The organism is Kitasatospora sp. NPDC092948 (genome assembly GCF_044754805.1).
GTDB lineage: Bacteria > Actinomycetota > Actinomycetes > Streptomycetales > Streptomycetaceae > Kitasatospora.
The window spans coordinates 76,921-88,943 of record NZ_JBIVPU010000018.1 but is presented as its reverse complement, the minus strand read 5'-3'; the positions used below and the strand labels follow the sequence as shown (position 1 = coordinate 88,943).

The 12,023-nt window shown below is 73.3% G+C and carries 10 protein-coding genes; 6 read left to right on the top strand and 4 right to left on the bottom strand.

The features are described from left to right. Complete coding sequence (locus tag ACIQF6_RS32875) at positions 1-696, bottom strand: DUF6348 family protein (protein WP_400901667.1); 696 nt, start codon at positions 694-696, stop codon at positions 1-3. A 375-nt stretch (positions 697-1,071) separates the two neighbouring features. On the opposite strand from ACIQF6_RS32875, the gene ACIQF6_RS32870 reads away from it, so the two are divergent. The 3 genes from ACIQF6_RS32870 (at position 1,072) to ACIQF6_RS32860 (ending at position 4,147) form a co-directional block, all read left to right on the top strand. Continuing rightward, positions 1,072-2,604: a hypothetical protein gene (locus ACIQF6_RS32870; protein ID WP_400901665.1), complete on the top strand. Its 1,533-nt coding sequence runs from the start codon at positions 1,072-1,074 to the stop codon at positions 2,602-2,604. A 397-nt stretch (positions 2,605-3,001) separates the two neighbouring features. Continuing rightward, entirely contained in the window at positions 3,002-3,544 is a 543-nt protein-coding gene (locus tag ACIQF6_RS32865) for a hypothetical protein (protein WP_400901663.1), read from the top strand. A gap of 24 nt (positions 3,545-3,568) precedes the next feature. Beyond that, on the top strand, positions 3,569-4,147 hold the full coding sequence (locus tag ACIQF6_RS32860) for an O-methyltransferase (RefSeq protein ID WP_400901661.1): 579 nt from the start codon (positions 3,569-3,571) through the stop codon (positions 4,145-4,147). Between the two features lie 17 nt (positions 4,148-4,164). Here the strand turns inward: ACIQF6_RS32860 and ACIQF6_RS32855 are convergent, their stop codons facing one another. Then, complete coding sequence (locus ACIQF6_RS32855) at positions 4,165-5,298, bottom strand: LUD domain-containing protein (protein WP_400901659.1); 1,134 nt, start codon at positions 5,296-5,298, stop codon at positions 4,165-4,167. 188 nt (positions 5,299-5,486) lie between these two features. Here ACIQF6_RS32855 and sigJ point away from each other — a divergent pair, with 188 nt between their 5' ends. Then, on the top strand, positions 5,487-6,368 hold the full coding sequence (gene sigJ, locus ACIQF6_RS32850; RefSeq protein ID WP_400901748.1) for an RNA polymerase sigma factor SigJ: 882 nt from the start codon (positions 5,487-5,489) through the stop codon (positions 6,366-6,368). A gap of 45 nt (positions 6,369-6,413) precedes the next feature. Here sigJ and ACIQF6_RS32845 read toward each other — a convergent pair whose 3' ends face one another. Both ACIQF6_RS32845 and ACIQF6_RS32840 read right to left on the bottom strand, forming a co-directional pair. Further along, positions 6,414-8,036, bottom strand: a complete 1,623-nt coding sequence (locus ACIQF6_RS32845; protein WP_400901657.1) for a PP2C family protein-serine/threonine phosphatase — start codon at positions 8,034-8,036, stop codon at positions 6,414-6,416. Positions 8,037-8,072: 36 nt separating this feature from the next. Beyond that, positions 8,073-8,588: a DinB family protein gene (locus ACIQF6_RS32840; protein WP_400901655.1), complete on the bottom strand. Its 516-nt coding sequence runs from the start codon at positions 8,586-8,588 to the stop codon at positions 8,073-8,075. Between the two features lie 231 nt (positions 8,589-8,819). Here ACIQF6_RS32840 and ACIQF6_RS32835 point away from each other — a divergent pair, with 231 nt between their 5' ends. Both ACIQF6_RS32835 and ACIQF6_RS32830 read left to right on the top strand, forming a co-directional pair. Then, positions 8,820-10,328, top strand: a complete 1,509-nt coding sequence (locus ACIQF6_RS32835; protein ID WP_400901653.1) for an RICIN domain-containing protein — start codon at positions 8,820-8,822, stop codon at positions 10,326-10,328. 143 nt (positions 10,329-10,471) lie between these two features. Continuing rightward, positions 10,472-11,983 (top strand): RICIN domain-containing protein, encoded by a 1,512-nt coding sequence (locus ACIQF6_RS32830; protein ID WP_400901651.1) that lies wholly within the window; start codon positions 10,472-10,474, stop codon positions 11,981-11,983. The last annotated feature ends 40 nt before the right edge of the window (positions 11,984-12,023 follow it).

The following is a 12,023-nucleotide window of genomic DNA, read 5'->3' as shown; positions in this document are numbered from 1 at the left end:
TCAACTCCGCCCGACCGTCGGGGCGCCTCGACGATCGCCCTCGCGGTGCACCAGCAGGATGAACGTGCGGGCGTAGGACTCCCCGGGCTCGTCCTCGGCGAACCGCGGCCAGTCGAGGGCGGCGAGCGCCGCGGACGCGGCAGCGTGCTCCTCCCCGCCCACCCGGACGTCCGCGGTGTCCATGCCGTCGCGGCTGCCGAAGACCACCTTGACGCCGACGAGCTGGTCCCGGCCGAGGTCGCCGCCGAGCGCGGGGGCGAGGGCGGGCAGCAGCGGGTTGCGCAACAGCCAGTCCTGGACGACGTGGTGGCGCTCGCCGACGCCCCAGCCGACCGTTCCCCCGTGGATGGCGTGCCAGCCGGGCATGCCGTCCGGGTCGTGCGGGTCGAGGTGGCCGGCGAACCGGCCGTTGTGGGCGACGAGTTCGATCAGCGACACGGCGGTGGTGGCCGCCCACAGCTCGATGCCGCGGCGCAACGGGTAGTCCTCGCCGCCGCGGGTCCTGTTGACGCAGTCCGTGACGGCGGTCTCGGGGCGGTCCCGGTCGACCAGGAACACCAGATCCAGATGCTCCGCACGCGTCCTGTGCGGTTCTCCGATCCGGACCGCGAGGGCCCCGGGCCCGCGGACTTCGAGCCCGTCCGCCTCCTCGACCCGCCACGGCTCGCCGTGCAGCGCCGACAGTTCGTCTGCCACTGCACCCAACACGGCCTGCGCGGACGGTCGTTCAGCTTCTCTTGCGGTGCCGCCGGAAACGGACTTGGGCCGTCCGCGCCACCATGATCCCCATGCCATGCGCACACCGTAATGAGGTCGCGGTCGGTCGACAACGCGGGTAACACTCGGGTTTGGCAGGTGGTCGGCGGCGTGCGGTATGTGTATCGTCGCAATGCGCTATCAGGGACTTACCGCGGGCAGCAGCTGGGGGCGGCCATGGCAATCCAACTACCACCGGGGCTCAACGCCATCGTAGGCCTACTGGGCGTACGGTTCCCCGGTGCCAATGAAGACGAACTGAACCGGCTGGCAGACCAGTTGGAGAAGTTCTCCGGCGCTTTGGACTCCGCCCAGATGACGGCCGACAGAGCACTGACGATGCTCCACGAGGTGTACCAGGGCACCTCGGCCGATCGGCTGGCGGAACTGTGGAGCACCATCACCAAGTACTCCAAGGTGATCGTCGAGGCCTGCCAGACGATCGCCAAGGTCCTGCGCGCCGCGGCCCTGGTGGTCGAGGGCGCGAAGACCGCTTCCATCGTTCAACTGGCGTCCATCCAGGCGAGCTTCGCGGCCGCCTCCTCGACCGGCCCGTGGAGCTCCGCGGCAGTCCTGCGGCTCGGCCGCGAACTGATGAACCAGCTGCTGTCCCAGGCGGTCAGCCGCCTCGGCAACACGCTGCTCCAGCCGATCGAGGACATGATCGTGAAGACGGCGCAGCAGATCGCGCCGACCCCGGCCAACAGCTCCAACGGCCAGGGCTTCACCATCAATCTCGAACAACTCGCCTCCTGCGCGGCCGATCTGCGCCGCGGCGCGGACGACATCGAGTCGCACGGCATGGACTTCAAGCGGATCGCGTCGGGCCTGAAGATGGGCGAAGGCGGCGACCCGTTCGGCAAGTTGGCGATCCAGGTCGCCGAGAAGATCGTGCAGACCATCGTCGAGGACGTGCTCAAGCGCATCCTGGGCTCGTTCCGGGACACCGCCGGCAAGATGGACAAGCTGGCAGGCAACCTCAACGAGAACGAGGACAGCAACCGGATGTCGCTGAACGGCATCGCCTCCATGGTGGCGAACCCGCTCAGCCCGAACCTCTCGCCCGGCACCGGCCTCGCCTCGGCCGGCACGCCGCGGATCGGCGCGGCCGGCGGCTCCTCCGACGCCGGGATGGCCGCGTTCGCCGCGCTGATGCCCAAGCTGGGCCCGGTCGGCAGCTCGCTCTCGCGCGGCGGCAGCGGCGGCAACGGGGTCGACACGCTGGGCCTGAAGGAACCGAACCTGAAGGGCTTCAGCTCCGCGCCCGGCGGCCACAGCGGCGGCGGCGGCGGGGCGGGCCACGGCGGCAGCCCCTCGGAATCCTCCGGCAGCGCCGGTCCGGTCGGCTTCGCCACCCGACTCGCGGTGCCCGGCAGCAGCTCCAAGGACGGCAGCATGCGCCTGGGCACCAGCCTCGAGGGCGATCGCCACGACGGTGCGGCCGGCGTCGGCGGCGCCGGGGCCGGCTCCGGCGGCCCCACCGGCACCACCACCCAGGGCCTGGCCGGCCGCCCCCCGATGGGCATGATGGGCGGCGGCATGCACATGGCCGGCGGCGGCAGCTACGGCCCCGTCGGCGGCAGCGGCATCCGCGGCGCGCAGCGCCGCACCGGCGGCCCGCTCGGCAACGGCGGCGCGGGCGGCGAGAACGGCGAGAACCCCGCCGACGGCGTGATCTCCGACGGCAGCTCGGCCGCCGCGAACTCCGCCCTGATGCTCGGCCGGGTCGCCCCGGCCCGCCGCGAGCCCGGGGAGGAGCGCGCCGAACGCGACGACCGCTACGACGACGACTTCGACGCGGACCTCTCCGACCTCCCCGACTTCACCGAATTCTCCGACCCCGCCTGACCCCATCCGACCCCACCACACCCAAGGGCCCCAAGCCCGGGCACCCACCCGGACTCGGGGCCTTCGGCGTTCCCCGCAACACGAGCGACCGGACGTCCCCCGAGACCCTGACGCCCCATCAACCCCAAGCGTTCCCCCACCTCCACCCCCATGTTTCCTCCGTGCCACATCCCATCCCTCTCCCCCTCCCGCCCCGGCGCAGCCGGGTGCCCCCTTCCCTGACGCACCATCAACCCCAAGCGTTTCTCCACCCCCACCCCCATGTTTCCTCCGCGCCACTTCCCTTGAATTGACCGTGAACGGTAAACTTTCCCTCTCTGTGGTATGGACCACGAACGAAGGCGGTCGATAGGGTCGATTCCGGCCCGCACCCTCGAATCTGCGACGGGACATGTCCGTGACCGACACTCTGGCGGCATCCGACGCCGACGGCGCCCGCTACGAGGCCGACCGGCTCGATGCGACGGCCGCCTGGGTGGCCCGGCACCGCCCGCCCGGCAGTGGCGCGCTGGCCGAACTCGGGGCCCGCGACGGCGCGTTGACCGGTCGGCTACTGAAGGCCGGCTACACCGTGCACGCCGCCGAGCCGGACCCGGCCCTGCGTCAGCGCCTGCTCTCGGCGTTCGGCCGCCGCGCCCGCCTGCGCCTGAGCGCGGCCGACCTGGCCACCCCGCCCCCGGTGCGCCGTCGTTTCGGCGCGGTGCTGCTGATCGAGGCCCTGAAGGCGGGCCAGGACCTGGAGTTGCTGCACAACCTGCGCACCGACCTGCTGTTCGTCGCACTCGCCCCGTCCGCCCTGGACGGCCGCCTGCGGCCGTGGCTGTCGGCGCAGCAGGGCTGGCTGCTGGTCGAGGAGATCGATCTCGCGGTGCCGCGCAGCGCCGCCTGCCGCCCGGACGCCCCCGGCAGTCGCGGCATCCTGCTGCGCCGCGCCGGCTGACACCCCTCACCCGAGGCTGATCCCGTGTCGCACCCCGAACCCGCCGCCTTCCCCGAACTGGTGCTCCGCGCCGTCGAGTTGGCCGACCGTCTCGGCTTCGACCGGTCCTGCCGCCCGGAGCACGGCCGGCTGCTCCAGGCACTGGCCGCCGGCGCCGCCGGCCGGATCGGTGAGACCGGCACCGGTTGCGGCGTCGGCCTGGGCTGGCTGTTGGCCGGGCGGCGGCCGGGGGTGCGGGTGGTGAGTGTCGAGCGGGAGGCCGAACGGGTCGCGGCCGTACGGGAGTTGTTCGCCGATGTCGCCGATCTGGAGATCGTGCACGGCGACTGGACGGCCATCGGCGCGCACGGCCCGTTCGACCTGCTGGTGCTGGACGGCGGCGGCAACGGCAAGCAGTCCCCGCCCGCCGACCCGGACGTCCTGCTGACCCCGGGCGGCACCCTGGTGGTCGACGATCTGACGCCCCTCACCGCCTGGCCGCCGACCTACCGGGGCCGCCCGGACACCGGCCGCGCCGTCTGGTACGACCATCCGTCGCTGCTGACCACCGAGGTCCGGCTCGCCCCGGACCTCGCCACCCTGCTGGCCACCCGCCGCCCCTGAGGCGCCGTCGGAGCGGCTCAGTACCCGGCGGCCTCCCGGAGCAGCAGCACGATGCCCTGGGTGAACCGGGTCGGCGCGTTGAACACCACCAACTGGTTGACGGCGCTGGGCACGCCGTAGGCGGCCTCGGTGCGGGCGCTCTCCAGCGGGAGGGCGTGCTCCTCCAGGCGGCGCAGCGCGGCGGGCAGGTCGGGGACGACCTTCTGCGCTCCGACGATCCAGATCGCCCGGGCGGCGCCGCCGGTGTAGGCGGGCAGTTGGCTGCCGCTGCCGGAGGCGACCAGCAGGGAGCCGGTCTCGGTGACGGCGGCGACGCTGCCGATCACCACGTCGGGGGTGGCGAGCAGGCGCCGGATCTCGTCGGCCTCGTGCTCCCGGTCCATGATCAGCACCTGGGGCTTGACGGCGCCCGGGTACCGGTCGCTGTTGAGGTCGTCGTCGATGCCGGACAGCCGCAGCGTCTCGCTGGCCGTGGTGTACACGCTCGCGTCCTCGGCGACCAGTTCCCGGACCCGGGCCCGGGCGGCTTCGGCGTCCGCCAGGATCTCCACGCCGAAGCCGCGGGCGGCGAGCGCGTCGGCGGCCCGTTCCAGGCGCTGCGCGGAGGCCGGCTCGGCGTACCGGGCCGCGGGCTCCTCGGCCTGCCCGGCCCGCTCAGCCAGCCCGTCCCGCTCGGCCAGCCCGTCCCGCTCGGCCAGCCCGTCCCGCTCGGCCTGCTCGGGTGCGGAGCCGCCGAGCGGGCCGGCGTCCAGGTAGCGGATTTCGTAGACCCGCTCGGTGAACCGCCAGCCGTCCGCGGTGCGCCGGTAACGGTCGTGGTAGATGGCGTAGTTGAGGCCCTGAAAGCCGTTCCGCAGGCGGGCGATCTCGTGCATGTGGGCGCGGCCGGTGGCGGTGTCGCCGTCGATCACGATCGCGCCGGGGTGAGTGTTCTGCACGAAGAACTCCCACTCCTCCTGGAGCTTCTCGCCGCCGAGCCGGATCTCCTCGGGGCCGGTGAGCTCGATCGGGATGTTGGGCATCCGCAGCACCCCGTCCGCGGTGAACAGCGCGGCGACGCGGGCCCGGTCCCGCATCATCGCCGCATCGGTGAACTCGGCCTGCAGCGCCTGGATCTCGACGCGGTCGGCGATCGCCTGAAAGTCGGTCATCGGATTCTCCGTTCGTCTTCTTCCTGCCCACTACGACCGGACGGCGGCCCGGAATGTGAGGCGGCGTCGCGACGTCACATTCCGGCGCCCTGTCCGGTCGTACTGGTGGGAGAACCCCTCGACAAGGAGACGGACGCGTGCGCGACAGCGTGAACGGGACCCACGACGACGAGCCGGCCGACGCGATCATGGGCGAGCGACGCCGGCTGACCAACCTGGCGTACCGGCTGCTCGGTTCGCTGGCCGACGCCGAGGACGTCGTGCAGGAGACGTACGCCCGCTGGTACGCGCAGTCCGAGCGGCAGCGGGCCGCGATCGAGTCGCCCGGCGGGTGGCTGACGACGGTGGCCGGGCGGATCTGCCTGAATCTGCTGGGCTCCGCGCGGGCGCGCCGGGAGCGCTACGTCGGCGAGTGGATTCCGGAGCCGCTGCCCGCGCACCGGGAGGGGGACGGCGGGGCGACGGCCGACCCGGCGGACCGGATCACCCTGGACGAGTCGGTGCACATGGCGTTCCTGGTGGTGCTGGAGTCGATGACGCCGGCGGAGCGGGTCGCGTTCGTGCTGCACGACGTGTTCCAGTACCCGTTCGCCGAGGTCGCCGAGGTCCTCGGCCGATCCGCCGCGGCCTGCCGCCAGTTGGCGGCCTCGGCCCGCCGCCGCATCCGGGCCTCGCCGGCGCCGGCCACGCCGACCGGCGCCCAGGCGGGCGTCGTGCGGGACTTCAAGCGGGCCTGGGAGTCGAAGGACGTCAGGTCGCTGATGGACCTGCTCGACCCGGACGCCACGGTGATCGCCGACGGCGGCGGCCTGGTCGGCGCCCTGCTGAAGCCGCTCACCGGCCGGGAGAACATCGTCCGCGCCTACCTCGACACGGCCCGCTTCGTGCCCGGGACGACCTTCCTGGAGCGCACCGTCAACGGCCAGCCGGGCCTGATCGCCCAGCAGGACGGCGTCACCGTCACGGTGTTCGCGTTCCGGATCGTCGACGGCCTGATCACCCACATCTGGGGCGTGCGCAACCCGGAGAAGCTCCGCCCCTGGACGGCAGACGGAGCCGACGTCGGCTGACGCCCCGCCCGCCGGGCCTCCGTCCGGTTCCGCGGGCCCGCCGGGTCAACGGCTGATGTGCAGCACGCAGATGTCGTCGCGGCGCGGGCGCGGGGTGACCAGGGCGTCCTGCACGCCGTCCAGGAAGCGGTCCAGGCCGACGCACCCGGTGGCGACCCGGGCGAGCCGGTCCAGGCCCCTGTCCAGGGTCTCGCCGGGGGACTCGACCAGTCCGTCGGTGTAGAGCAGCAGGTGGTCGCCGGGCAGCAGCCGCAGGCTGGACTGCGCGTAGTCGGGGGCGGTGGTCGCACCGAGCAGGATGCCGTCGGGGGCGGGCAGGTAGCGGGGCTCGCCGCCGCGCAGCAGCAGCGGCGGCAGGTGGCCTGCCTGGACCCAGGTCAGCCGGGACGCGGCCGGGTCGTAGCGGGCCATGATCATGGTCGCGGTGCCGAACCCGCGTTCCGAGGTGTGCAGCAGCAGCGCGTTCAGGCGGGCCAGGATGGTCGGCAGCGGGGTGCCGGTGATCGCCATTCCCTTGGCGGTGAACCGCAGTTGAGTCATCGTGGCGACTGCGCCGAGCCCGTGGCCGGCCACGTCGCCGATCACCAGCAGCGCACTGCCGTCCGGGAGTTCGATCGCGCTGTACCAGTCGCCGCCGACGCCGATGCCCCCCTCCAGCGGCTGGTGGGCGACGTCCACGGTCAGGCCGGCGAGCCGGAGCGACTGCTCGGGCTGTGGCAGCAGGGCGTGCTGGAGGGCCGCGGCGAGCGCGCGTTCGGCGGCCAGCTGGCTGCGCTGGGCCAGTGCCGTCCGCTCGTGTTCGAGCAGTTGCTGCGCGGCCCGCTCGGCGGCGGTGCGGTCCTGGAGGAAGCCGTGCACCTCCACGGGCGCGCCGTGCCGGTTCCGCTCGCTCTCCGCGACGAACCGCACGTGCCGCAGCTGCCCGTCCGGCGCGGCGATCCGGAACGTCCGGTCGACGGGCTCACCGGCCCCGAGCAGGCGCCGCACCGCCTCGGCCAGCGCGGGGGCGTCCTCGGCGACCGCGCACCGGGACAGCTCCTCCAGCGCCAGCGGGCCCGCTGCCTTCGCCCGGCCGAGAATCGCCTGGACGGGCTCCGACCAGGTGATCACGTTCTGCATCAAGTCCCAGTCGGCCCAGCCGAGTTGGCCGAGCCGCTGAATGGTCGCCAGCCGCCGCCGGTGCCGCTCCCCGCTGTCCAGCCGGGCCCAGGACACCGTCAGCCCGCCCCCGGACGCCGAGGCCCGCACCGCGAACCGGGACGGCCGCAGCGTCCCCTCGTACACCCCCTCGTACCGGCCGCCGGTGGCCAGCGCCGTCACGCAGCCGTCCCACACCTCGCTGCCGGCCACGGCCGGATACGTCTCCAGCACGCGCAGGCCGACGAGTTCGCGCCCCCGGCGGGACAGCAGATCGGCCGCGTCCGGCGACGCGGCCGCGAACCGGAAGTCGGCCACCGCCCCGTCCGGCCCGAACTCCGGCACCAGGAACGCCGCCGACCCCGGCAGGCCGTCCAGCACCTGCTGGACGGCCACCTCCGGGCCCGTCCCGTCCGCCTGCACAGGAATCGGCCGCCGGCGCGGGCGACGACCGGACGGGGACGCCGCGCCGGCGCCCGCGCCCTCGTCCAAGCCCGCTCCGGGCACTGCCAGTTCTGCGCCATCGGCCATGGGAGGAGCATGGCACGCCGCGGCCCGCGCGCCGCGCTACACGCCCGTGCGTCCGTCCAGCAGTTCACGCACGATGTCGAGGTGGCCGTTGTGCCGGGAGGTCTCCTCGATCAGGTGCAGCAGGATCCACCGCAGGTCCATGTGCTGCCCGCCGCGCATCGGGCGGACGGCCTTCGCGTCCAGCGCGTGGTCGGCGACCAACTTCCGGTAGCGGACGCTCTGTTCCTCGTACTCGGCGAGCAGCTGCGCCAGCGGCACGTCGACCGCCGTACGCATCTCCGGGTCCGGGTCCTCCTCGGTGGCGTCCACCAGCGGCCCGGTCTGCTCCGCCCCGAGGAACACCACCTCCAGCCACCAGTTCTCCACCCACCGCAGGTGGCTGATCAGCCCGCACACCGTCATCAGCGGCGAGCCGGGCAACGGGGACCGCCGGGCGTCCTCCGCGGAGATCCCCTCGCACTTGGCCTGCGCGGTGGCCCGGGCGTAGTCGAGGAAGGTGGTCAGCTGCGTGCGCTCGTCCCAGGCGGGAGGCGTGTCGGTTCGCTCAGTCATCGCGCGCAGTCTGCCGGACGCCCGACGATCCGTCGACGGAATATCGGCCGCCCGGCGGCGGGTTCGGCGGGTCCCGGTCCGGCGGCGCCCCGCCCCGCTCAGGATTTCGTCAACACGCGTCACGGCGAAGCACCCGCAAGTGATCTTGCCAGCGTCAACATTCCTGTGACTTTCTGGAGTTGATGGGCAACCGTCCGCAGCAGGCGGCCGGTGCGCGGCGAAGGGATGACGATGAGCAGCGCCCAGGAGCGGTCCGACGCTCCGATCAGCACGGTCGCGGGGGCCGGAGTCGCGGGGTTCGACGGGGACAACGGGCCTGCCCTTTCCGCCGAGTTGAACCACCCGTACGGGATCGCGGTGGACCGCAACGGCACCGTCTGCGCCGCCGACAGCGGCAACCACCGGATCCGGAAGGTCACCACCGACGGGAGGATCACCACGATCGCGGGGGACGGGACCGCCGGCTTCGGGGGCGACGGCGGCCCGGCCGCCTCGGCCCGGCTGAACTCTCCGCGCGAGGTGGCCGTGGACGGCGCGGGCACCCTCTACATCGCCGACAGCGGCAACCACCGGATCCGGAAGATCACCACCGACGGGAGGATCACCACGATCGCCGGCACCGGCACCCCCGGCTTCGACGGCGACAATGGCCCCGCCGCCTCCGCCCTGCTGAACCACCCGTTCGGGGTGGCCGTGGACGGCGCGGGCACCCTCTACATCGCCGACAGCGGCAACCACCGGGTCCGGAAGGTCGCGGCCGACGGGAGGATCACCACGATCGCCGGCACGGGCGCCCCCGGCTTCGACGGCGACGGCGGCCCGGCGGACCAGGCCCGCCTGAACCGTCCGTCCGGGGTGGCGGTCGACGGCGCGGGCGACGCCTACATCGCCGACGCCGACAACCACCGGGTCCGGAAGGTCTCGGCCGACGGCACGATCAGCACCGTCGCCGGCACGGGCACCGCGGGCTTCGACGGCGACGGCGGCCCGGCGGACCAGGCCCGCCTGGACCTTCCCCTGGGGCTGGTGGTGGACAGCACCGGCGCCCTCTGCATCGCCGACAGCGGCAACCACCGGATCCGGAAGGTCGCGGCCGACGGCACGATCAGCACGATCGCCGGCACCGGCACCGCGGGCTTCGACGGCGACGGCGGCCCGGCGGGCCAGGCCCGATTGAACGGCCCGTGCGGGCTGGCCCTGGACTGCGTCGACGCCCTGTACATCGCCGATGCCGGCAACCACCGCATCCGCCGGATCCCGTCGGCGCTGACGGCCGCGCTGCCCGAGTCCGGAATGGTGGTCGCCTGGGCGAACGTCCGCAGCAGGCTGTGGCTGGGCGTCCGGCGCGAGTCCACCAGGGACGGCGCCGAGGTCCACCAGTCCCCCACCACCCGCCGCGAGTACCAGCGTTGGCGGCTGGTCGTGGCGGACCAGGACAACGGAAACGTCCACTACACCATCGAGAACGTCCGCAGCGGCAAGGTCCTCGAAGTCCCCGAGGCACTGGCGGTGCAGGGGACGGTGATCGCCCAGCGCGCCCCCGCGGGCGCCGACGCCCACCACCAGCAGTGGCGGCTGATCCCGGTGGGCTCGCCGACCGACAGCCCGCGGGTGTACGAGATCGCCAACCGCAACAGCGGCCTGCTGCTGCGGGTCGAGGCCACCGTCCCGACCGCCGTCGAGCAGCACCGGGCGGACGGCGACCACCGCAACCGGCAGTGGCAGCTGATCCCGGTGTGACGTACCCCGCCTGACGTGTCGTCAACTCCCGCCACCGCGAACCACCCGGAAGTGATCTTGCCAACCCGACACCCCTGTGACTTCCTGGAATCATCCGATAACCGTCCGCAGCGGACGGTGGGGCGAACGGCGAAGGGACGACGATGAGCACTGCCCAGGAGCAGTCCGATCCTGCGATCAGCACCGTGGCGGGGAACGACGGGCCGGGAGGGTTCAAGGGCGAGAACGAGCCCGCCGCCACGGCCCAGTTGAACCGCCCGCTGGGAGTGGCGGTGGACGGCACGGGCACCCTCTTCATCGCCGACTACAACAACCAGCGGGTCCGGAAGGTCACCACCGACGGCCGGATCACCACCGTCGCCGGCACCGGGGTCGCGGGTTTCGCCGGCAACAACGGCCCGGCGGACAAGGCCCAGCTGAGCCAGCCCCGCGGGCTGGCGGTGGACGGCGCGGGGAACCTCTACATCGCCGACGCCGGCAACCACCGCCTCCGGAAGATCACCGCCGACGGGAGGATCACCACGATCGCCGGCACCGGCACCGGCGGTTTCGTCGGCAACAACGGTCCGGCGGTCTCGGCCCAGCTGAACTACCCGTTGGCGGTGGCGGTGGACAGCGCCGGGGTCCTGTACATCTCCGACTTCAGCGGCCACCGGATCCGGAAGATCACCGCCGACGGCCGGATCAGCACCGTCGCCGGCACCGGCACGGCGGGCTCCGGCGGCGACGGCGGCCCGGCGGACAAGGCCCAGCTGAACGGCCCGCGCGGGCTGGCCCTGGACGGCGCGGGCAATCTGTACATCGCCGACGCCGGCAACAACCGGATCCGGAAGATCACCGCCGACGGGAGGATGAGCACCGTCGCCGGCACCGGCACGGCGGGCTTCAGCGGCGACGGCGGCCCGGCGGACAAGGCCCAACTGAGCGCCCCCCTCGGGGTGGTGGTGAACAGCGCCGGGGAGGTCCTCCTCTCCGACTACAACAACCACCGGGTCCGGAGGATCGCCGGCGACGGAACGATCACCACGGTCGCCGGCACCAAGGGTGCGGGCTTCAGCGGCGACGGCGGCCCCGCGAGCGCGGCGCAGCTGAGCAACCCGACGGCACTCGCGGTGGACTGCGTCGACACCCTCTACATCGCCGACCACGTCAACAACCGCGTCCGCAGGATCGCCTCGCCGATGCTGACCGGCCTGCCCGAGTCCGGCACCGTGGCCTCCTGGGCCAACGTCCGCAGCAACCTGCGGATGGGCGTGCTGCGCGAGTCCTACCACGACGGCGCCGAGATCCACCAGTCCCCCGTCGCCCCTCGGGAGCACCAGCGGTGGCGGCTGCTCGTGGTCGGCCAGGAGAGCGGCGACGTGCTGTACACGCTGGAGAACGTGCGCAGCGGCAAGGTCCTCGAGGTCGCCGGAGCGGAGGACGCCGCCGGGGCACTGATCGCACAGCGCACGTACCAGGGCGCCGACGCCCACCACCAGCAGTGGCGGCTGATCCCGGTGGGCTCCCCGGCCGACAGCCCGCGGGTGTACGAGATCGCCAACCGCAACAGCGGCCTGCTGCTGCGCGCCGACGCCCCCGCCCCGGCGGCGATCAGGCAGCGCACGGCGGACGGCGACCACCGCCTGCGGCAGTGGCAGTTGCTCCCCGCGTGATCACCCCGTGCGCCCCGGGTGACGAACGGGGGGCACAGGA

Bases quoted from the DNA above. Each gene is read 5' to 3' on its own strand.
- ACIQF6_RS32855 (WP_400901659.1), bottom strand. From the start codon at position 5,298: ATGACCGACTTTCAGGCGATCGCCGACCGCGTCGAGATCCAGGCGCTG.
- ACIQF6_RS32830 (WP_400901651.1), top strand. From the start codon at position 10,472: ATGAGCACTGCCCAGGAGCAGTCCGATCCTGCGATCAGCACCGTGGCG.
- ACIQF6_RS32845 (WP_400901657.1), bottom strand. From the start codon at position 8,036: ATGGCCGATGGCGCAGAACTGGCAGTGCCCGGAGCGGGCTTGGACGAG.
- ACIQF6_RS32840 (WP_400901655.1), bottom strand. From the start codon at position 8,588: ATGACTGAGCGAACCGACACGCCTCCCGCCTGGGACGAGCGCACGCAG.
- ACIQF6_RS32870 (WP_400901665.1), top strand. From the start codon at position 1,072: ATGACGGCCGACAGAGCACTGACGATGCTCCACGAGGTGTACCAGGGC.
- sigJ (WP_400901748.1), top strand. From the start codon at position 5,487: ATGGGCGAGCGACGCCGGCTGACCAACCTGGCGTACCGGCTGCTCGGT.
- ACIQF6_RS32835 (WP_400901653.1), top strand. From the start codon at position 8,820: ATGAGCAGCGCCCAGGAGCGGTCCGACGCTCCGATCAGCACGGTCGCG.